Source organism: Alcaligenes sp. SORT26 (genome assembly GCF_017377875.1).
Taxonomy (GTDB): domain Bacteria; phylum Pseudomonadota; class Gammaproteobacteria; order Burkholderiales; family Burkholderiaceae_B; genus Alcaligenes; species Alcaligenes parafaecalis.
Window position 1 is genome coordinate 3,713,549 of sequence record NZ_CP070975.1, and the last position, 21,712, is coordinate 3,735,260.

15 protein-coding genes and 6 tRNA genes are annotated in these 21,712 nt (G+C 56.2%); 6 read left to right on the forward strand and 15 right to left on the reverse strand.

Annotated features, from left to right (window positions below; all coding sequences use genetic code 11):
• The first annotated feature begins 16 nt into the window (after positions 1-16).
• The 4 genes from JYG33_RS16960 (at position 17) to JYG33_RS16975 (ending at position 4,554) form a co-directional block, all read left to right on the forward strand.
• A complete protein-coding gene (locus tag JYG33_RS16960) occupies positions 17-652 on the forward strand; it encodes a TRAP transporter small permease (protein WP_207873319.1) in 636 nt (211 codons plus the stop codon).
• Positions 649-1,974 (forward strand): TRAP transporter large permease subunit, encoded by a 1,326-nt coding sequence (locus JYG33_RS16965; RefSeq protein WP_207873320.1) that lies wholly within the window; start codon positions 649-651, stop codon positions 1,972-1,974. Before JYG33_RS16960 ends, JYG33_RS16965 begins: the two co-directional genes overlap by 4 nt.
• A gap of 391 nt (positions 1,975-2,365) precedes the next feature.
• Positions 2,366-2,875 (forward strand): peroxiredoxin, encoded by a 510-nt coding sequence (locus tag JYG33_RS16970; protein ID WP_207873321.1) that lies wholly within the window; start codon positions 2,366-2,368, stop codon positions 2,873-2,875.
• A 158-nt stretch (positions 2,876-3,033) separates the two neighbouring features.
• Positions 3,034-4,554 carry an MFS transporter gene (locus JYG33_RS16975; protein WP_243430215.1) on the forward strand — a complete coding sequence of 507 codons (1,521 nt, stop codon included), beginning with the start codon at positions 3,034-3,036 and terminating at the stop codon, positions 4,552-4,554.
• 158 nt (positions 4,555-4,712) lie between these two features.
• Here JYG33_RS16975 and JYG33_RS16980 read toward each other — a convergent pair whose 3' ends face one another.
• From JYG33_RS16980 to bioB, 3 genes are all read right to left on the reverse strand, one after another.
• Complete coding sequence (locus JYG33_RS16980; protein WP_207873322.1) at positions 4,713-5,732, reverse strand: BMP family protein; 1,020 nt, start codon at positions 5,730-5,732, stop codon at positions 4,713-4,715.
• A 170-nt stretch (positions 5,733-5,902) separates the two neighbouring features.
• Entirely contained in the window at positions 5,903-6,754 is an 852-nt protein-coding gene (locus JYG33_RS16985; protein WP_207873323.1) for an EamA/RhaT family transporter, read from the reverse strand.
• A gap of 1 nt (position 6,755) precedes the next feature.
• Complete coding sequence (gene bioB / locus JYG33_RS16990) at positions 6,756-7,772, reverse strand: biotin synthase BioB (protein ID WP_207873324.1); 1,017 nt, start codon at positions 7,770-7,772, stop codon at positions 6,756-6,758.
• A gap of 288 nt (positions 7,773-8,060) precedes the next feature.
• Between bioB and JYG33_RS16995 the strand changes: the two genes are divergently transcribed.
• A complete protein-coding gene (locus JYG33_RS16995; protein WP_207873325.1) occupies positions 8,061-8,483 on the forward strand; it encodes an acyl-CoA thioesterase in 423 nt (140 codons plus the stop codon).
• Here JYG33_RS16995 and JYG33_RS17000 read toward each other — a convergent pair.
• From JYG33_RS17000 to JYG33_RS17045, 10 genes are all read right to left on the reverse strand, one after another.
• Complete coding sequence (locus JYG33_RS17000; protein WP_207873326.1) at positions 8,460-8,942, reverse strand: DUF3293 domain-containing protein; 483 nt, start codon at positions 8,940-8,942, stop codon at positions 8,460-8,462. The genes JYG33_RS16995 and JYG33_RS17000 overlap by 24 nt on opposite strands.
• Positions 8,943-9,049: 107 nt before the next feature.
• Positions 9,050-12,112 carry an efflux RND transporter permease subunit gene (locus tag JYG33_RS17005; RefSeq protein ID WP_207873327.1) on the reverse strand — a complete coding sequence of 1,021 codons (3,063 nt, stop codon included), beginning with the start codon at positions 12,110-12,112 and terminating at the stop codon, positions 9,050-9,052.
• The gene (locus JYG33_RS17010) at positions 12,109-13,194 is read right to left on the reverse strand and encodes an efflux RND transporter periplasmic adaptor subunit (protein WP_207873328.1); all 1,086 of its coding nucleotides are present in this window, start codon (positions 13,192-13,194) and stop codon (positions 12,109-12,111) included. Before JYG33_RS17010 ends, JYG33_RS17005 begins: the two co-directional genes overlap by 4 nt.
• Before the next feature lie 54 nt (positions 13,195-13,248).
• Positions 13,249-13,860, reverse strand: coding sequence for a TetR/AcrR family transcriptional regulator (locus JYG33_RS17015; RefSeq protein ID WP_207873329.1), 612 nt, complete (start codon positions 13,858-13,860; stop codon positions 13,249-13,251).
• Between the two features lie 1,109 nt (positions 13,861-14,969).
• Positions 14,970-15,046: transfer RNA gene (locus tag JYG33_RS17020), tRNA-Asp, on the reverse strand.
• Positions 15,047-15,070: 24 nt separating this feature from the next.
• Positions 15,071-15,146, reverse strand: a tRNA-Glu gene (locus JYG33_RS17025).
• Positions 15,147-15,171: 25 nt separating this feature from the next.
• Positions 15,172-15,247, reverse strand: a tRNA-Ala gene (locus JYG33_RS17030).
• A 123-nt stretch (positions 15,248-15,370) separates the two neighbouring features.
• Positions 15,371-15,447, reverse strand: a tRNA-Asp gene (locus JYG33_RS17035).
• Positions 15,448-15,471: 24 nt separating this feature from the next.
• A tRNA-Glu gene (locus JYG33_RS17040) sits at positions 15,472-15,547 on the reverse strand.
• A 27-nt stretch (positions 15,548-15,574) separates the two neighbouring features.
• Positions 15,575-15,650, reverse strand: a tRNA-Ala gene (locus tag JYG33_RS17045).
• Positions 15,651-16,227: 577 nt separating this feature from the next.
• Between JYG33_RS17045 and JYG33_RS17050 the strand changes: the two genes are divergently transcribed.
• The gene (locus JYG33_RS17050) at positions 16,228-19,029 is read left to right on the forward strand and encodes an EAL domain-containing protein (RefSeq protein WP_243430216.1); all 2,802 of its coding nucleotides are present in this window, start codon (positions 16,228-16,230) and stop codon (positions 19,027-19,029) included.
• A 67-nt stretch (positions 19,030-19,096) separates the two neighbouring features.
• Here JYG33_RS17050 and lnt read toward each other — a convergent pair whose 3' ends face one another.
• Both lnt and JYG33_RS17060 read right to left on the reverse strand, forming a co-directional pair.
• Positions 19,097-20,716: an apolipoprotein N-acyltransferase gene (gene lnt / locus JYG33_RS17055; RefSeq protein ID WP_207873330.1), complete on the reverse strand. Its 1,620-nt coding sequence runs from the start codon at positions 20,714-20,716 to the stop codon at positions 19,097-19,099.
• Positions 20,703-21,584 carry a transporter associated domain-containing protein gene (locus JYG33_RS17060; RefSeq protein WP_207873331.1) on the reverse strand — a complete coding sequence of 294 codons (882 nt, stop codon included), beginning with the start codon at positions 21,582-21,584 and terminating at the stop codon, positions 20,703-20,705. Before JYG33_RS17060 ends, lnt begins: the two co-directional genes overlap by 14 nt.
• Positions 21,585-21,712: the final 128 nt, after the last annotated feature.

Consider the following 21,712-nt stretch of genomic DNA (forward strand, 5'->3'; position numbering starts at 1 on the left):
TAGTCTGGAGCTACCCATGTTTTTACGATTTCTGGACCGCTTTGAGGAAATGCTGATCTCATTTCTGATGGTGGCCGCCGTAGTGATTATTTTTGTAGCGGTCTGCCAGCGCTACTCGGTCAGTCTCTTGGCTGATCTGGTGTCCTGGTCGCGGGCTCAGGGTTACGAGTCCGTCACTGCCATGGCCCGTTCTACCTATCGAAGCGTTGCGGGCATCAACTTGCTCTGGGCACAGGAGCTGTGCATTTACCTGTTTGTCTGGATGGCCAAGTTTGGTGCCGCTTACGGCGTGCGCGTTGGCATCCACGTGGGTGTGGACGTGCTGGTGAACTCCGTGGGCCCACGCTGGCGTCATCTGCTGATCGTGATCTCCCTGTTCGCGGGTGCCTTGTTCACGGCCATTGTTGCCTGGATTGGCGGTCGCTTTGTATACGGCATCGCCCAGACCGCCCAAGTGTCGGCTGACCTGGAAGTGCCGGTATGGATCGTGTATCTGGCGGTGCCTGCGGGCTCCTTGCTGATGTGCTTCCGCTTCCTGCAAGCCTTGATGAATTTTATTCAGACTGGTCATTTGCCCCATCACGAGCCTGCGGCTGATCTGATCGCTGAAACAGAGCGCGGTGTGTCTGAATCCGAAGGAGCGCGCGCATGACCGCCCTGATTATTTTTGCCTTGCTGGCTATCCTGTTGCTGACAGGGATGCCCGTATCGATTGCCCTGGGTCTGACGGTGATGGGTTTCCTGTTCACCATGACCGAAGTGCCGATGGACAGTATTGCGCTCAAGCTGTTCACCGGGATTGAGAAGTTCGAGATCATGGCGATTCCGTTCTTCATCCTGGCCGGTAGTTTCCTGACGCATGGCGGGGTTGCGCAGCGCATGATTCGCTTTGCCGCTTCCATGGTCGGCCACTTGCCCGGCGGCATGGGTCTGGCTGCGGTGCTGGCTTGCGCCCTGTTTGCGTCGATTAGTGGCTCCTCGCCTGCTACCGTGGCGGCCATCGGTTCCATCATGATTCCGGCCATGGTCAAACAAGGCTACCCCGTGCAGTTCGGGACCGGCATTGTGGCTACCTCCGGCGGTTTGGGTATTTTGCTGCCACCGTCGATTGTGATGGTGATGTATGCCGTGGCTACCAGCGGCATGATGGTTGAAGGCCCTGATGGTGCCAAAGTGGGCACCGCCTCGATCGGGCAGTTGTTTATTGCTGGTGTGGTTCCAGGTCTGATTCTGGCCTTCTTCCTGGGCGCCACCACTATGTACCGTGCCTGGAAGCTGGACTACCCCCGTATGCCGCGTGCTTCTTACAAAGAGCGCTGGCGTGCCTTCATGGACTCCATCTGGGGCCTGATGCTGATCGTTATCGTGATGGGTGGTATCTACTCCGGTATTTTCACACCTACCGAAGCAGCAGCCATCAGTGCGGTCTACGCCTTTGTGATTGCGGTCTGGGTCTACAAGGATGTGAAGCTGCGCGAGGTCAAACGCATTGTGCTGGAATCGGCAGCCATGAGTGCCATGCTGCTGTACATCATCACCAACGCAGTCATGTTCGCCTTCATTCTGACTTCCGAGCAGATTCCCCAGGCGATTGCGGAATGGATTGTGTCGCAAGGCATGGGCCTGATTGCCTTCCTGCTGTTCGTGAACGTCCTGCTACTGGTGATCGGCATGGTGATGGAGCCTTCGGGCCTGATCCTGATCATGGCACCGATCCTGTTCCCCGTTGCCATGAAGCTGGGTATGGACCCGGTTCACTTCGGCATCATGCTGGTGGTGAATATGGAGATTGGCTTGGCGACACCGCCGGTGGGGCTGAACTTGTATGTGGCGTCCAGCATATCGAAGTTGGGCCTGACCGAAGTCACCAAATCCACGGTGCCGTGGTTGCTGACCGGTCTGGCCTTCCTGTTGCTGATTACCTTTGTACCTGAAGTTACGCTTTGGCTGCCCCGCATGATGGGATGGCTGTAGGAGTCCTGAACGCTATCCGTGGTCAGGGCGGGGTGAGCCCATGATGTGGCAGTACGGCTTGATGCAATCTGCGCAAGACGTGAATCACCTTGAAGGCCGGGCGACAAGCCCGGCCTTTTTTGTGGGTGATCGGTTTGGGTACTGGCCGGTTTTTTGCTGTATGGGCTGTGTTTTTCTGAGTGCCGGAACTGGCTGATTCCATAGCCCACTACAGGTTGCTGCCTACGTGTGCTTGTCGGATTGCCCTTTAGCGCCGAATGGTTTTTTCCTGGCTGTGTAGGCAAGTGAAACGTACTGATAAGTATTATTTGCCTATTAGACAGGCCAGTCTATTAGTATCATAGGTAGTTCGGGCCGCCATGCTGGCGGTATTTATTCATACGGAGACCTTATGTCCATTTCAGTCGGTGCGCGCGTTCCAGACGCGACCCTTAGCGAGTACATTGAAACCGCCACAGAAAGCTGCCCTCTGGGCCCCAACAACTTTCAGGTGGCTGATCTGGTTAAAGGCAAGAAAATTGCCGTGTTCGCCGTTCCAGGCGCATTCACCCCTACCTGCTCCGAGCAGCACTTGCCTGGCTTTATCGCCAAGGCAGACGAGTTCAAGGCCGCTGGCGTGGACGAGATCTGGTGCGTGGCTGTGAACGATCCTTTCGTGATGGGCGCTTGGGGCAAGTCCCTGAACGTCAATGGCAAAGTGCGTTTGCTGGCTGACGGCAGCGCCATCTGGACCAAAGCATTGGGTCTGGAATTTGACCTGACTTCCAAAGGCCTGGGCGTGCGCTCCAAGCGTTTCTCCGCCTTGCTGGAGGACGGCGTTGTCACACAATTGAACATTGATAACGACGGCGGCCTGCATACATCGGATGCAGACACCCTGTTGAAACAGGTAAAGTCGTAAGTATCTGATCCCGCGCCTGTCCGGCGTGGCGTGGGATAGAAGGATTACGAAGCGCTGGCTGCAAGCTGGCGCTTTTTTTTACCGTCTTCCCGGCTGGACCCTTGCTGGAAATCAGGGCGATAGCGGGAGCGGTGCCGCAGTTTTTTTAGGATGTGTGGATGCTGTCATCGGTGGGTGCGTTTTCGTCCCTGTACTTTGCGACCCTGATGCTGTTGTTGAGCTCGGGCCTGTTCAATACCTTCATGGGGGTGCGCCTGACGGCCATCTCGGTGTCAGAGGTATGGATTGGCGGGCTGATCGCAGTGTATTACCTGGGTCTGGTATTTGGTGCCCGTATGGGTCACCGCCTGATCATGGGCGTGGGCCATATTCGGGCGTACGCTGCCAGTGCTGCCATCGTCACCATCTGTGTGCTGGTTCAGATTCTGGTCGACTCCATGTACGTCTGGCTGCTGCTGCGCTTTTTGGCGGGCGCGGCCATGGTGGTGCAGTTCATGGGCATCGAAAGCTGGCTGAACGAGCAAAGCGACAATAGCCAGCGCGGCACTATTTTTGCCTTTTACATGGTGTTCTCCAGTCTGGGCACCGTGCTGGGGCAGTTGTCGCTGACTCTGTTCCCGCATCTGAATTACGAGCCGCTGGTCTTTGTGGCCATCTGTTCGGCCTTCAGTCTGGTGCCGGTGGCGATTACCCGTCGCAGTCACCCGCCTTTACAAGTACCTGCGCCGATTAACGCACGCTACTACGTGGACCGGGTGCCCTTGTCCATGATGGTGCTACTGGTGGCGGGTATGTTGACTGGGGCCTTTTATGGCCTGGCACCGGTGTATGCGGTGCGCGTCCATTTGAGCAATGAGCAGGCCGCCTTGTTTGTCGCGGTGTCGGTGGCTGCCGGGGTGCTGGCGCAGTGGCCGGTGGGCTGGTTGGCTGACCGTATGAATCGCGTCAAACTGATCCGTATCAACGCGATCTGTTTGCTGGCCCTGGCCATCCCTTTGTGGGGTTGGTTCGAGGCGCCGTTCTGGTTCTTGCTGGTCTTTTCGGCCATGTTCGGTGTTCTGCAATTTACGCTCTATCCCTTGGGCGCGGCCTTTGCCAACGACAACGTGGACCCGGAACGGCGGGTGGGTTTGAGCGCCATTCTGTACATGGTGTATGGCCTGGGGGCCTGTGTGGGACCGCTGCTGGCGGGCGGTCTGATGTCCTATGTCGGCAGCAATCTGTACTACATCTTTGTGGCGGCCTGTGGCCTGGCCCTGGTCTTGCTGGTTCGTCCGCAGAAGGTTCTGGGCGATCACTTGAGCCAGGATGCACCTACGACCTTTGTTCCTATGCCGGATAGCTTGCAAAGCTCGGCAGCGGCGGTGGCGCTGGACCCACGAGTGGATATCAGCTCTGACGTATCGCATGACCCGGTGTTTGAGGATCTGCCCCCGGTTGAAGAGCGTGTGCCTGCCGGTGCGGAAAGCGCGCCTGTGGAGAGCGAGGCAGAGGAGGCGACGGATACGCTGGCAAGCCTTGATAAAAGCGCCGATCCTGGCCTGGGAAGCTCAGGAAGCCCACAGAGTGCAGCAGCTTCAGGGCAAGTGGCGAATTCAGAGAGCCCGGCAGAGTCAGGTGGCTTGGGCGGTTTGGATGATGCAAAGGAAGGGCGCAAACCATCGGACCCTAGTCGCTAAGTAGCCGGCTGCATTCGTAGCGTTGTACTGCTACGAGTCTCATCAGAAACAAGCATTGCAAACTGCCCCCGAAAGCTGGATATCAATCCACGCTTCGGGGGCAGTTCGTTTGACTCAGGGTTTTGATTTCCAGGCAGATGCTTGTTTGGAGTCAGGGCTTAGATCTGGAACTCAGGCCCGCTGAACTCTGCTTCAACCTCAATCTTGCCCGCCAGAATGTCCTGTTGCAGCGCTGCAATTCGTTCGCGTACTTGTGTGGGCGTATCGGGGGCCATAATCAGACGTACCGCCTCAGGCTGCTGCAGGCCAACCTTGAAGATCTTGCCAGACTCAAACTTGTTTTCGCTCAAGTCCTTGCAGGCTTCAAATACGCCAATGCCCACATCGGCCCAGGCTGAGCCGACAAAGACATCCGGCTCACGGGCGACCCAGTCGATCACATTGCCAATCTCTTTGATGCCCAGTTCACGGCAGGCTTGCGTCGTGCCGCTACGGCCTTTGTTCAGCATGGTGTAGATGATGTCGGCCCCCGCTTTGGCCTGGGCCTGGGTGACGCGTGCGGCCAGCTCTATATCGTCCTGATTGCCGGAGAAGTTGGTCAGTAGTTTGACATCTGGATTGGCGTGTTTGACACCCGCCGCATAGGAGGCACGGGCGCGCAAACCCGGTGGCACCCGGATGCCGGACTGGTGGGCGACCACGCCGGTTTTGGTCATGAAGGCGGCATACGCACCGGCCAGCCAGGCCGATTCTTCCTGACGTACGTCATAGCTGCTGAGATTGCTGGAGGTGACGGCACCTTGGGTGATCACAAAGCGAATATCAGGGAATTCTTTGGCCACAGTCAGAGCGGCGTCGGTATTCTGGCCACCATGGGCGATCAGTAAAGTGGGTTTGTGCTTGGTGGCCAGCTCGCGCAGGGCGGTGATTTGCGCTTGTGTTTCGTTGGCAACCTGATCTTTGTAATGACCGGTGATGGGCAGTTGAGCGACGGCTTTTTTAAAGCCCTGGTATCCGGCTTGCATAAAGCCGTTGTCGTCGATGTGGCCGCAGAATAAAGCGGCCACAACAGGCTTTTCTGCAGCCAGAACGCTACGGCTTAGCCAGGGGGCGGCCAGTGTGCCCACTCCGGCGGAAGCGGCAGCGAGCAGTAATTGTCGGCGGGTAAATCCGGTCATGGTCTTGTCTCCTGTGTAGTCTCCGACGTGAGCGTCGGTAAACGGTTTTTTTTCTAATCTACAGGAGATGAAACGCAGCGGTGCCTCGAAGTTTTAAATGTCAAATATACGAATCCTCGTATAGTGCGTTTGGCTGGGCGTGTATGAGCTACGCCCAGCGTTTTTTGTCTTTAACGCGGAATCAGGGCCACGATCGCGCCAATTGCCAGAGCCACACCCACCATATTGAGGGCGCTGAGCTTTTCTTTGAAGAAGCCCGCGCCAATTATGGCACCTAGAGCAATGACGCCAATGTTCATGGCCGAGAACACCAGGGTGGGGTTCTCCGGGAAGATCTGGTGGGCACGAATATAAAAGAAAATATTCCCGAAGTTCAGGGAGCCCAGAACCAGACCGGCTAAAAGACTGCCTTTATGCCAGCGGGTGCGCTTGGCCAGGAGCCAGCACAGCATCAGTACACCGGCCAGCGAAAAGGACACGACCAGGCTGCTGGAAAAGGCGGCGCCCGCTTTGGAGAGCTGTTTGAACATGATGTCGATCACGCCATAACCCAGCCATACCGCCAATAGCATCAGGGCCGGATGCCCGGTGCCTGAGTCCTGGCTGCTGGCTTGGCGGGGACGCATCAGCAAGCACAGCAAGGCGGTCAGTGCCAACGCTATGCCCAAGAGTTTCTGGCCACCCAGGTGTTCGCCAAACAGCAAAAAGGCGGCCAGCAAGGGGAGGAACAAGGACAGGCGTTGGGCAGCGTCGCTGAGAACAATTCCGGCCTGCCGTACCGCTGCGGCCATGAACAGAAAGACGCTGGGCAATAACACGCCCAAGGCAATCAGGATCCACCAGGGTGTGGCGGGATTGAGCAGGCTGCTGGGGTGCGGCTGCAGCAGCACCAGGCTAAGCGTGACGGCCACGCCGTAGTTGACCATGATGGCCTGGGCCACATCGATCTGCCGCTGGCGGGCAACTTTCAGCAAAATGGAAACAGCAACACTGCACAGAATGCTGGCGATCAGGGTAAGCATCTTAAAGGGCCTCGACCATAGCGCGGGGACGGGTTTGTTCCAGAGACAAGGGAGGCTCGGAGACGGTGGTTTTTGCGGCTTCTAATTGCAGGCGGGCAAACAGATCCTGATCCGCGACAAATTGAGGGTTGCCGGTCGTCAGCAATTGTTCGCCATAGAAAATGGAGTTGGCACCAGCCATAAAGCACAGCGCCTGAGTGCTGTCGTCCATGGTTTCGCGGCCAGCCGACAGGCGCACGGCACTGGTCGGCATCAGGATACGGGCAATGGCAATAGTGCGGACAAACTCAAAAGGGTCCAGATCATCTACCTGATCCAGAGGGGTGCCAGGCACTTTAACCAGTTGGTTAATAGGCACGGACTCGGGGTAGGGGCGCATATTGGCCAGTTGAGCCAGCAGGCCAGCACGTTCACGACGGCTTTCACCCATGCCGATAATGCCGCCGCAGCAACTGTTCAAACCGGCAGCGCGTACGCGCTCTAAGGTGTCCAGACGATCCTGGTAGGTGCGCGTGCTGATGATCTGGCCGTAGAACTCCGGCGAGGTGTCCAGGTTGTGATTGTAGTAATCCAGCCCAGCCTGTTTCAGGCGCTCTGCCTGACCATCTTTCAGCATGCCCAGGGTGACACAGGTCTCCAGGCCCATTGCTTTGACAGCGCTGACCATATCAATAACCTGGTCCAGTTGTTTTTCCGTGGGTGAACGCCAGGCCGCACCCATGCAAAAGCGCTGTGCACCTTGTGCTTGAGCCGCGCGGGCGGCTTCCAGTACCTGATTCAAGGGCATCAAGGGTTCTGGCTCCAGCTCGGTCTGATACTTGGACGATTGCGGGCAGTAGGAGCAATCCTCAGGACAGGCGCCGGTCTTGATGGACAGGAGGCTGGAGAGCTGAATTTGATTGGCTGGGTGATGCTGCCTGTGTACGGTCTGCGCCTGGAACAGGAGGTCCATAAAAGGGAGCTCGTAAAGCTCGGTGATGCGGCGGATTGTCCAGGGGGCAGAGGAATGTACAGACATGGCAGGCTACCTTATTCAGTGACGCGGCTATGCTAGGTTTTCTGCCTGTGAAAGACGACTGTTGCGCCTGCTCAGTGTTGGCCTGCTTTGTTCCTGAAATGCTTATTTCGGCGATAGTTAAGCGAAGATGCTGCTAACTTCTCTTAATCGGAGTCGTTCCGTGCGATACAAATTGTTTCTCTGTTGATGTTTGCTAAATGTTTCAAGCATTGCTTATGCGCCTGATGACCGTGGCTTCAGCCTTTTTATCCGAGGTAAACTGACGGGCGATTTTGCGAAAGGATAAACATGCACGCGTTCGAGCGCCGCATCACCGTGGAATGGGGTGATTGCGATGAGGCCGGGATTGTTTTCTATCCCAATTATTTTTATTGGTTCGACTGCACGTATCAGGCCTGGTTGCGGCAGGTGGGTTTAAGCCAGCGCGTTTTGCGGCAAGAATACGATGCAGTCACTCCATTGGTCGATGTGGGGGCCAACTTCCGTGCGCCCGTCACCTATGACCGTGATATTCGCGTTTGCGTACAGGTAGCTCAATGGCTGGAGCGACGCTTCAAGCTGGAGTATCAGGTCTTCAATATGGATGGTGTGCTGGTTGCGACCGGCCATGAGTGGCGTGCCTGGGCACAGGTCTTGCCGGAAGGGCGGCTGAAAGGTGCCGCCATTGCCCAGGGCTTCCGTCAGCGTCTAGAAGGGAATGGGGCTGTTTAAGTCCGCCTGATCCGACACCGGCAGGCGCTGCTGCACCTGATGCAGTTGTGGCTTGCCATTGGCCGGGATATACACAAAGGCCAATTGCTTGAACAGGCGTGCTTGCCAGCGCGCTTGTTGCAAGCTGATATCCAGCACCAGCAGGCTGGGTTCATCTGGCCATTTGCCTCTGGGGTCCAGGTTGGTTGCGGGCCACCAGCGCAGGTCCAGCTTCTGCAAATCGCGCAGCAGACTTTCCTGAACCGCATCGTTAAAGGCGCGGCTGCAAATTTGTGCGCCTGGATTGCAGGCCGTCAGAATGGCCGCGCCACGGCTGTTTTCTTGCTCCAGCAATTTATTCAGCGGGCGGTTGAGCTGGCCGATGCGCACATCTATATCGCCCTGCGGGCTATGGACACGGTAGATCGCCTTCTCGAAAGCGTGAGACAGGGCGGCGGGCAGGTCTTTCTGTGTAGACATAAGCTATCTTGCGTCGTTCTGTTCTCTAGACCCACAAGACTAGCAGTGGGATGCATGGTTTTTAAGCCATGCAACCATTATTTACACAGTTTCAGCCCTCAAGCAAGTTAAGCGGTACGTGGGTCCTGGATTCGATTCCAGATCGCGTACAGGCTAGGCAAGAACAAAAGCGTCAGGATCGTGCCAATGGCCGTGCCACCGATCAGTGTCAGGGCCATGGAGCCCCAGAACACCGAAAAGGACAGGGGGATGAAAGCCAGCACCGCTGCCAGGGCCGTCAGAATGACAGGCCGGGCGCGCTGCACGGTGGCTTCAATCACCGCATCGTAAGGGGATGCGCCTTCGGCCCGGTTGGTCTTGATCTGCTCGATCAGGATGAGCGTATTGCGCATCAGAATCCCCGCCAGACCGATCAGACCCAGAATGGCCGTAAAGCCAAAGGGCTGCTGGAAGATCAGCAGGGCGGGCACACTACCAATCAAGCCCAGGGGAGCGGTCAGGAACACCATGATCATGGACGACAGCGAGCGAACCTGAATCACAATCACCAGCAGCATCAGGGCAATCATCACCGGGAATACGGGCAGCAAGGCATCGTTGGATTTCTTGGCCTCGGCGGTAATACCGCTCATCTCGATCAGATAGCCTGGCGGCAGTGTGGCCTGCAAAGGCGCAAACTCTTTCATGACGCGATTGGCGACCTCAGCCGGTTGCACGTGCGGCGCAATATCACCGCGCACCGTCATGGTTGGCAGGCGGTTGCGGCGGGCCAGCTTGGGCTCTTCCTGAATAATCTCCAGCTTGCCCACTTGCTCCAAAGGCAGGTTCTGACCTTGTTCATTCATCACCGTCAGGCCGGATAAGCGTGTCGGATCGTGGCGGTTGATGGCGGAGCTGCGTGCCACAACCAGGACATTGCGCAAGTCTTCGCGGTATTCAGCAACCGTGCTGCCATCCAGTTGTAGCTGGATTTGCTCGGCCAGGCTTTGGCGGTTCAAGCCCAGTGCTTGCAGGCGTTGGGGATCAACGTCCAGCTTTAATACCGGCACGCGTGAGCCCCAGTCCACGTTGACCTGACGCATATCCTTGTCAGCACGCATGATGCTCATGGCTTGCTCGGAAATGCTGCGCAGCTTGTCCAGATCAGGGCCGCGTACCAGGAACTCAACGGGGTATTTGGTGGAGGGGCCGAACACCAGTTGGGTTGCGCGCACGCGCGCTTCCGGGGTCAGGCCATCGGCCACCACTTGGCGAAAGCGTTGCAGCAAGTCGTCCCTGTCGTGCTGGTTGGCTGTCAGAACAACCAGACGTGCAAACGATGGATCAGGGAGTTCAGGGTTATAAGACAGGAAAAAGCGGGGAGCGCCTTGTCCGGCATAACTGGTGACCAGCTTGGTCTCCGGCTGCTCACGTAACCAGCTCTCTACCTTGCGAGTCACCATCTGGGTGGACTGTATGCTGCTGCCCTCCGGTAGCTGCACTTCCACCAAAAGTTCGGGGCGATCAGAAGTAGGGAAAAACTGCTGTTTGACGAAACCCATGCCCACCACAGCCAGCACGAAAGCCAGGACCACAATGCCAGTCACCATGAACTTATGGTGCACCGACCAGGCAATCATGCGACGCAGACGCATGTAGTTAGGGGTGTCGTAGATGGCTTGATGGCCGCCCGGGCGTGCTGGAATGGCAGGCAGGAGCTTGACGCCCATGTAGGGGGTGAAGGCTACAGCAACCAGCCAGGAAGTCAGCAGGGCAGCGGCTAGAATCCAGAAGATATTGCCTGCGTATTCCCCGGCAGAGGAACGGGCAAATCCCACAGGCAGGAAGCCGATAATGGTTACCAGCGTGCCGGACAACATGGGGGCGGCGGTATGGTTCCAGGCATAGGCAGCCGCTTTCAGGCGGTCCATGCCTTCTTCCATTTTCACGATCATGATCTCGATCGCAATAATGGCGTCGTCCACCAGTAGACCCAAAGAGATGATCAGTGCGCCCAGCGTTACCCGGTCAAAGACCTTGCCTGTCATCATCATGATGACGAACACCATGGCCAGTGTCAGGGGAACAGCCGCCGCCACCACAATGCCCACACGCCAGCCCATGCTGACCAGACATACCAGCAGCACTACGCTAAGCGCAGCGAAGAACTTGAACATGAACTCGCCAACGGCAGAGGCAATATTCACCGACTGGTTGGTGACGGTATCCAGCGAGAAGCCCAGGGGCAGGGCAGCCGCAATGTCTTCACGAGCTTTTTCCAGATCCTTGCCCAGATACAGGCCGTTATAGCCTTCCTGCATCACCACATCCAGCAGCATGGCGAACTGGGCATTATGGTGAATCTCGAAGCTGGGCGGGTCCTCGTAACCACGGCTGATGGTGGCGATATCGCCCAGACGCAGGTTGTGGCCTTGAACGTAGATATAGGTATTGCTGATGGCCTCCACATCATCCAGCCCAGCGCTGATGCGCATATGAATGCGTGGGCCGTCTGTGCTGATCGCACCGCTGGCCGCCATGGCGCTGCGCTTGGACAGGGCTTGCAAAATCTGCTGGGGATTGAGCTGCAGATTGTGCAGCTTGGCCTCGTCCAGATCGACAAAAATGCGTTCGCTTTGTTCGCCCAGAATATTGACCTTCTTGACGCCGGGAACTTGCAGCAACTGGCTGCGTACCTTCTCGGCCTCACGGGTCAGCAGGCGTGGGGGCAGGCCGGGCGCCTGGAGCGCAAACAGGCTGAAGGAGACATCTGAGTACTCATCGTTCACGAAAGGCCCCTGCACGCCTTTAGGCAAGCGGGGAGCCTGGTCCTGCAGTTTCTTGCGTAGTTGATAAAACTCGCTTTGGACGTCGGCAGGCGGCATGGTGTCTTTCAGGGTCACCACCATCAGCGCGGTGCCGGGCCGGGTAACGGTCTCGACCTTATCGAACCAGCGCAGTTCCTGCATGCGCTTTTCCATGGGCTCGGCCACCAGATCCTGCATTTCCTGAGCGGTGGCACCGGGCCACATGGCCGTTACCGTCAGGACTTTGACCGTAAAGGCCGGGTCCTCGGCTCGTCCCAGTTTGACGAAGGAATAAATACCGGATGCAGCCAGGGCAATAATCAGAAATAGCGTAATGGCCCGTTCGCGTACCGCCAGTGCGGAGAGGTTAAAGCGGCCTGTCATTGCTTGGCCTCGCGTGTTTCAGGGCGAATTTCCTGGCCTTCATGCAAAAGATTGGCCCCTAAAGCCACGATAGGTGTGCCGGCTTCCGGTCCTTCGGACAAGTAAGCGTGTTCCTGCGCCAGCTTGGCGATGGTCACAGGCTGCCAATGCACGGTTTTTTGATTATCAATCACCCATACGCCAGGGCCTTTGCCCGCATCGTAAAGTGCGGTCAGCGGGATTTGATTCAAGGCATTGGCGTCGGGAGGCGTCAAATGCACGATGGCGCTGGAGCCCAATCGGGCTGTGACGTTTTCATTCGCAAAAGAAAAGCGGGCCTGATAGCTGCGGGTGGCCGGGTCGGACGACTGGGCCAGCTCCCGTAATTGGGCGGGCAGACTTTCCTGGGAGTCGGTCAGTTCAATGGTGGCACGTGTGCCAAGGGGAATATCCCATTGCTCGGGCAGGCTGACAATGACATCGCGCGGGCCGTCCTGGGCCAGACGCAGCACGGCTTGTCCGGCGCTGACCACTTGCCCTACATCACCCAGTTGGGCCGTGATAATGCCGCTGGCTTCTGCCTTCAAAGAGCTGTATTGATCCGCATTGTGGGCGATCTCGGCCTGAGCCTGGGCGGACTTCAAATTAGCCTGGGCGCTGCGTAATGCCTGTTTGCTCTGCTCGTGAGCCTGACGGGATACGCCACCTTGCTCGACCAGCAGGGACAAGCGTTTGTAATCGGACTGAGCCTGCTCAGCCTGGGCCGTGGCGGCTTGTACGGCGGCCAGACGTGCTCGATGATCCAGTTGCAGGTCTTTTGGGTCCAGCGTCATCAGGAGCTGGCCTTTCTCTACGTGCTCGCCGTTCTGAACCTTGCGTGTATCAATCTTGCCGCCTACTCGGAAGGCCAAGGGGCTTTCTACCCGTGCACTGATCAAACCCAGAAAACGTCGCTGTTGATCTGCTTTGGGTTGAATCACGCTTTGAATGACCAAAGGAGCCTGAGTGCGAGGGTCGGCCTCCTGCGTCTGCTGGCTGCACCCCATCAGTACAAGGGCGGCAGACAAACTCAAAACAGGGCTAAGAGAGCGGAAAAGAGCCATTCAGGACTCCGGGTAAGTAAATGGTTGGATGAACTGTAACTTGGGGCTGGATGCTCAAGGCATCAGGCTGCGCAGGATAAGCTGCGTCACCACCAGCAAACCTTGGCGGGTTTTTTCAGGTGGATGTATTTCCAGCAAGACAGGGTGCAGACAGGCGGTCAAGGCAAACAGGATGCCTTGCACTACTTCGTCCAAAGGCGTGCGACGCTCGAAGTCGCCGCTTTCACGGCCTGCACGCACCAGAGCGGTGATCTGGGTCAGCAAGTCTTCTCTGTGCTGGTCTACCGTTGCCCAGTTGTTTTGCAAGGCTTCAATTACCACTTCCTGCATGCGGCCTTCTTGCAAGAACAGCTCCAGGCTTAGATTGCAGGCAGTTTCCGTGAAATGACGCAGGCGTTCGATAGGAGGCAGATCGCCATCAACAATCTGCTGTAGCTGCACGTGCATGCTATGGAGTACCGAATGGCAAATCGCTTGCCCGATAGCCTGCTTGGAGTCGAAAAACCGATACAGATAGGCACTGGATACGCCTATGGCTTTGGCCAGGCTGGCAACCGAGGTTTTGCGATAGCCATACAGACGGAAGTGCGTATGGGCCTGTTCAATAATCTGTTCGCGGCGATGATGTTCGGTCGGGCCGCGCTGGCCCAAGGTGCTGGCTGGCATGGAAGTTGAATGTTGAAGTAACGATAATGCAATACATTAACTTCCTTGGGGCTTGGGAGCAAGAAAATTGAGTGTCTGAAGCCAGGGGCTGGCTATTTGCGGGAGGGAAGGGCTGGGGTGCCGCGTCCTGGTAAGCTGCAAGGCGGTTGTCGATTGGGGTGCAGGGCGGTGAAAAGCCTGCTAGATTCCAGAACTATCTGGCTTTTGTGCTTTTTTATTGGAATATATGGGAGAGCGGAAGTGAGAAATTTGACTCGAATCATCGCTGCACTGGTGACGGGCCTATTGGTGGCGAGCCCCGTACATGCTCAGTTTTTTGGAAACTGGGAGTCTGATGGTCGGGGAGGTTATAGAGGGGTAGGTCGTAGTAGTGGAGAGGGCTGGGAGTCGGACGGCCGAGGTGGTTTCCGGGGAACGGGTCGGAACTCAGGTTCTGGTTGGGATTCCGACGGCCGTGGTGGTTACCGGGGGACAGGGCGTAATTCCGGGTCCGGTTGGGACTCGAATGGCAGCGGTGGTTTTCGCGGAACTGGGCGCAATAGTGGTTCTAGTTGGGATTCTGACGGCCGAGGAGGTCTCAGGGGGTCGGGAGCCAACTCGGGTGCCAGGTTGGAGTCCGATGGTCGCGGTGGATTCCGAGGGACTGATAGTCATTCGACCGCTCGTTGGGAGTCGGATGGGCGTGGTGGATACAGAGGTTCAGGCGCAAGTTCTGGGTCTCGCTTGGAGTCCAATGGTCGTGGCGGCTTTCGAGGGACAGGGAAAGAATCCGGGGCAGGTTGGGAGTCCAATGGCCACGGCGGGTTTCGGGGCACTGGCCGTAACTCTGGTTCCGGTTGGGAAACGAATGGTCGTGGTGGCTACCGAGGGACGGGTCGTAATTCTGGATCGGGCTGGGATGCTGATGGTCGAGGCGGTTTTAGAGGGACTGGTCGCAACTCGGGTTCCCGCTGGGAGTCGGATGGGCGTGGTGGCTATAGAGGATCGGGGTCTTATAACGGGCCAGCCTTGCCATTTTGATGTGTGCCCGGCGTTCAAGTCAGATAGTTCTGAGAGGGCATGAAAAAAAGCCTGACAGATCGAAATCTATCAGGCTTTCTGGAATCTTTTGGCGGAGCGGACGGGACTCGAACCCGCGACCCCCGGCGTGACAGGCCGGTATTCTAACCAACTGAACTACCGCTCCGCAGCGGTTGCCAAGCAAAAGCTTTGGCGTCCCCTAGGGGATTCGAACCCCTGTACCCACCGTGAAAGGGTGGTGTCCTAGGCCTCTAGACGAAGGGGACAGGACTTACAACTAAATCGTCGTTTTGGTGGAGGTAAGCGGGATCGAACCGCTGACCTCTTGCATGCCATGCAAGCGCTCTCCCAGCTGAGCTATACCCCCAATTTTCTTTACTTCGTTTTTTAACTGCGTCAAAAAACCAAAGTATCGAAATAAGTGTCAGGCTTGACGAGGCTTGCCACTTCAAACTGCTAAACCAGTCTGGGACTGATTTTTTAAATCTTTTGGCGGAGCGGACGGGGCTCGAACCCGCGACCCCCGGCGTGACAGGCCGGTATTCTAACCAACTGAACTACCGCTCCGCAGCGGTTGCCAAGCAAAAGCTTTGGCGTCCCCTAGGGGATTCGAACCCCTGTACCCACCGTGAAAGGGTGGTGTCCTAGGCCTCTAGACGAAGGGGACAGGACTTTACAGCTAATCTTCGTTTTTTGGTGGAGGTAAGCGGGATCGAACCGCTGACCTCTTGCATGCCATGCAAGCGCTCTCCCAGCTGAGCTATACCCCCATTTCGGTGTTCTTTTTGTTGACCACCAACGAAGAATTGAGATTATGGGGGTGTTTTGAACTTTGTGCAAGTGTTTTGAGAGGAAAACTCAAAATAAAGTGAAAAAAACTTCCTGAGGGGGCTCAGAGGGGCAAAGACGCCAGGACAGCAAGGCGATGTTCCTGGCTGGCAGGCGCTGTGAAAAGGGATCAGGGTCATCCCGACGGCTGCTTGTATCTTTTTGTTTTATACGGAGTTTTGTATCTTCTTTGTGTCACAAGGTTTCATTTATGGCTCAATAGAAGGAAATACTTTCAAGTGTTACCGTCGTTTTTTTGTCCCTGTTGATGTTGTCTTATTCTCGCCTTAGGCGCATAAATGCAGGGTTTATACGAAATTTGCGCTGCTCTGTAATCTAATGATGGTATGCTTCGTTGGGTAACATTTCACCTGCAATAATTACGTTTTGTAGGCCATTCTCTTAGCCTGCATTTTTTTATTTAATGGCGCTATGTCAGCAAAGCAGTGCATATCATCACCTCTGCCTGTTCCAGTGGATGCACAAAGACGAATCAGTTTAAGTGCCTTGCTGATTTGGGTGCTTTTGGTCTGGCTGTTGTTGATCTCGGCAACGGTTACTGTCATTTACAAGCAAAATCAGGCGGAAACTCGCCTGCAGGCCAGTAGCGGCCTATTGCGTCAGCTCTCTGATATCAGCTATTCCGTGGCCCTGGCCGCACCCTCCAGCTCCACTCCTGCCCGTTTGCGTCATTTGGATCAGCAGTTCCAGGGCGTGGTGCAGCTACTGAGAGACGGTGGTGTGGTTGATGGCGTGATGCTGCTGCCTTTGGACAAGCCTTTATTAGGCCTGGTGTCGCAGCTTAGTAATGAATGGCAGCGGCGCCTGATGCGCCTGGACTTTCCGGTCAGCTCGGAGCAAGTCCTGTTGCCCGCCGCCAGCCTGAATGCGGAAGACTCCCTATTTCGTCATAACACCCAGCAATTGCTGGATGCGTTCGATGCCTCGCGTGAAAGCACTCGTGCCCAGCACCGCTGGACGGTGTTCTTTATGCTGAGCCTGGACTTGATCGCGCTGTGTTTGTCCTACTTCATGTTGCGTGCCTGGGCGGCCGATCCCTTGCGGCAGTTGGTTGCCCAGGGCAGAGCCTTTACCAGTGGTCATTACCGGGCAAAAAGCACCAGCTCCGGCACGAGCGAAACGCGTTATTTATCCCAGATTCTGAATTACTGCGGCTTGCAGATTCAGCAACTGGATGCCCAGCACGCTATTCAGCAACGCAATTTATCTCAGCTCAATGCCATATGCCGCAGTTTGAGTCATAACCCTTTATTGGGAGTTTATTTATCCCGAGATGGTCGCTTTGATTTTGTTAATAAAAAGCTGGCTGAAACATTGGGATATAGCCGTGCGCAATTGCGGCAGGAGTTCACGGTTGACCAGGTTTTTCTGGAGCCTCGATTTCCCTCTTTAACTCAAGTGGTGCCGGATTCGCGTTCTGGCGGGAATAGTCTGCGCTATGAAACGCGAGCACTGCGTTATGACGGCAAATCGATTGATGTCGAGGTTTGCGCAATTCCCATTCAGCTTGAAGGCCGTATGGCGATGGTGTCCGTGGTGCAGGACATCACCACGCGGGTACGTAATGAAGTAACCGGGCGTCTGGCTGCCGTGGTGTACGAGAACACTTGTGAAGCCATTGTGGTGACGGATCGGTTTGGTCATGTTGTGGATGCCAATCCCGCTTTCAGCCGTATTACGGGCTATGAGCTGGATGAAGTTCGGGGCCGCACGCTGTCCATTTTGAATTCAGGTCGTCAGGACCGTGAGTTCTACCGCAAGATGTGGCGTGAAATCTCGGAAACGGGACGCTGGCAGGGGGATATCTGGAATCGTCGTAAAAACGGCGAAGACTTTGCTGAACGTCTGACTATCAGCACAGCCTGGAATCCAGATGGCACGGTGTATCGCCATATCGGTTTGTTCACCGACATTACCAGCCATAAAAAGCGTGAAGCGCAGATGTGGAAGCAGGCGCACTACGATCATTTGACGGGTTTGCCCAATCGTCAGATGTTCCAGGATCGTTTGCAGCAAGCGCGTGAGCAGTCTCGCCGCACCGGTTTGCCCTTTGCGCTGATCTTCATGGATCTGGATTTCTTCAAGGATGTGAACGACTCCCTGGGGCATGAGAAAGGCGATGTGCTTTTACAGGAAGTGGCCCAGCGTTTGCAGCGTTGCGTGCGGGTAACGGATACCGTGGCTCGTATTGGTGGGGATGAGTTCACCGTGATTTTGTCGGACATCAGTGATACCTCGATTGTGGAGCGTACCTGCCGCTGTTTGCTGGACACCATTGAAGAGCCGTTTCAGTTGGGCAAGAACTCGGTGTCAGTCTCTGCCAGTGTGGGCATTACCTTGTTCCCTGAGGATGGCGACGACGCCGGTCAGCTATTGAAGAATGCGGATATGGCCATGTACGCCGCCAAGGCCTGTGGTCGCAATCAATACTGCCGTTTCCTGCCCGCCATGAGTGAAGCGGTGGAAGCGCGCCTGCGCTTCTCTCAGGACTTGCAAAAAGCCTTGAGCGAACATCAGTTTCAGTTGTATTACCAGCCCATTGTTGATTTGCGCACGGGGCGCGTAACCCGTGCTGAAGCCTTGATTCGCTGGGAGCACCCGCAATTGGGCCTGGTGCCGCCTTCGGAGTTCATTCCTTTCTCTGAAGACTCGGGCTTGATTGTCTTGATTGGCGAGTGGGTGTTTGAGACAGCCGCCCAGGCGGCAGTGATGTTGCGCCACGAACTGGACCCCAGTTTTAGAGTCAGCCTGAATGTGTCACCAGCGCAATTCAAATTGAACGGTTCCTGTGCACGGGAATGGGTGGAATACCTGCAACACCAAGGCATTCCGGGCGATGCGCTAGTCGTGGAGATTACGGAGCGTTTGCTCTTGGACGACCAGGGCCAAGCCTTGCAACAGTTACGCTCCTTGCGTGAATACGGCATGAGTGTGGCGCTGGATGATTTTGGTACTGGCTACTCGTCCCTCTCGCATTTGAAGCGCTTCTCTATCAATGTGCTCAAAATTGACCAGTGTTATATCCGTAATCTGGCCTTGAGCAGTGAGGATCTGGTGCTGACCCAGGCCATGATTGTGATGGCACAAAAGCTGGGTTTACGGGTGGTAGCAGAAGGGGTCACCAGCCACGAGCAACTGGATTTGCTGAACAACGCGGGTTGCGACTATATGCAGGGCTATTTGTGCTCTACACCCATTCCAGCCGGCGAGTTCGTGGACTGGTGCAAGACCTGGAATCGGGATCATGCGGGTGGGTTTGTAGAGCGTCTGCATCCCAATACGCCGCAGGTTTTGCAGTAAGGCTGCGTCAGGCAGCCTCTACTGCGGTGCTTCTGCGCCCAAGGCGCTGTCTTGAATACCGTGATGCTTAGTGCTGACGGCGGGATCGCCAAGCAAAAATAATCAGAATCAGACTGGCCCAGATCAGGAAGGGCAGGTTGCCGTACTTCACGTAGGGAGTCAGGCCGGTAGTGCCTTGCACTTCCACATCCAGCACGCCCGGAGTCAAGGGCGGCAATACGGCACGAATACGGCCACGCGGATCAATGGCTGCTGTCATGCCGGTATTGGTGGCACGCAGCATGGGGCGGCCTGTTTCCAAAGCACGCATCCGCGAGATCTGCAGGTGCTGGCTCAAGGCCCAGGAGTCCCCAAACCAGCCAAGGTTGCTGATGTTGAGCAGTAAGGTAGCGCCTTCCTGATCAGGCGTACCTTGCACGGCCTGGATGATTTCTTCACCAAATACGTCTTCGTAACAGATATTGGGAGCAACGCGGCCTTCCGCCATCTGGAAGGGGGCTTGTGGCAGCGCACCACGATGGAAATCCCCCAGGGGGATGTTCATCATGTCTACGAACCACTGAAAACCTGTGGGGATGAATTCGCCAAACGGCACCAGATGGTGCTTGTCGTAATAGCTGGCCGTGCTGTTCAAAATATCTTGTGGCTGTGTGTCCGGGCTGATCAGCAAAGCGCTATTGGTATAGCTGAGCTTGCCATTTTCTGTGCCACGGTCCATGGGTACACCCAGCACCAGATTGGCTTGATGACGTTGAGCCAGTTCTGTCCAGCGTAGCCAGAAGCTGGTTTCCAGGCGGTTCTGCAAAACCGGGATTACGGTTTCGGGCAGCACAATCAGGCGGGGAGTGTCTTCTGGTGTCTTGGCGGGCAAATTAGCCAGCTCGTAGTACCGCTCTATGCCTTCAGCCATATTGGGGCCGAATTTGGCGCTTTGGTCGATATTGCCTTGTACCAAACGGGCAATAAAGGGCGCGCCATGGGCTTGTACCCAGGCAATATGTGGCAGGCTGATACCGATCAGGCCAAATACCATGGCAATACCAATCCCAATCGCGCTGGACGGGCTTTGGTTCTTGTCTTTGGATGCGGCAAATTGGGCGATGACGGCGGCACTGAAGGCGGATAGCCAGGCCAGACCATAGACGCCGACAACGGGTGCCCAACCGGTAAACATGCCTTCGGCGTGGGCGTAGCCTATGTTCAGCCAGGGAAAACCGGTCAACAAATTACCGCGTAGCCATTCGCTCAGCGCCCAGCAACTTGCCCAGCCTGCCGATAATAACAATCGTGGTAGCCAGGAATCACTATCGTCTTTAGGGCGCAGCTTTTGCCAGACGGCAGAGGCCAGCGCCGGAAAGACGGCCAGGGCAGCCGCCAGCAGCAAGACACCCAGGGCGGCCATCCAGGAGGGCATGCCACCATACTGGTGCATGCTGATGTACAGCCAATAAATCCCTACGCCAAAGTGACCCAGACCAAAGAGATAGCTGCGGCCGAAGGCCTGCCGTACCGAGCGCGAGGCCATGATCTGCGAACAGGCAATGGCCAGCAAGGTGATTTGATAAAAGGGCAGAATCCAGGATGGCAGCGGGCCAATGGAGAAGGACAGGGCATGCAAGCCCCCCAGGCCCAGCAATAAAGCGACGCTAAGCGCCTGGGGTAAAGGTTTGGAATCAGGCTTGTTCAAGATTAGGCTCGGCGGGGGTGGCTCGCTGAACGTGTAACCAAAGGGCTCGCTTGGCATCGGCGCGGACGACCGTGATGCTGATGCCATTGAGCTGGGCCACATCGCCCCGGCGAGGGATATGTCCCAATTCGGAGGCCAGCCAACCACCTACCGTATCGAAGTCGTCGTTAGGCAGATTGGTCTGGAAGGCTTCGTTGAAATCGGGGATTTCAGTCAGCGCCATGACACGCCAGCTATCAGGGCCAGCCTGAAAGATGGTTTGTTCGGCGTCTTCATCGTATTCGTCCTCGATGTCACCCACAATTTGTTCCAGCACGTCTTCCATGGTGACCAAGCCTGCGGTGCCACCGTGCTCGTCAATAACGACGGCCAAGTGATTACGGCTGCCACGGAACTCGTGCAGCAGGACGTTCAGGCGTTTGGTCTCGGGGATAAAGACGGCAGGACGGATCAGTGGACGCAAATCCAGTGTGGGATTGGCAATCGAGAGCAGCAAATCCTTGGCCAGCAAAATACCGATGATGTTGTCGCGTTCCGTCTCGTAGATAGGGAAGCGGCTATGGCCCGTCTCAATAATGATGGGCAGCATCTCGGTCAAAGGCTTGGCGATGTCCAGCATATCGATCTTGGATCGCGGCACCATGATATCGGCCACGGTCTTGCTGGCCATATCCAGCGTTCCGGCGATCATGGACAGGGATTCGTCGTCGATAACGTTGCGGGCATGGGCCGCAACCAGGACAGACTTAAGGTCTTCTCGGTCTTCGGGTTCGTGACGCCGATTGAAAAAAGCACTTAAGCGAGAGATGGGATTGTTTGAGCTGGCCTTGGAAGGGCGAGGCTCAGGGTCGGGAGCAGAGTCTGACATTGTCCGAAGGACGAGTTAAGGGAGAAACAAGCATAACCGAAAAATGATGACAAGGTATGGACCTGTCATCATTCAAAATGGGCGAAGGGGATGGAGTCTTCCCCCGGTTTTGTGATGATTGGGGGGCA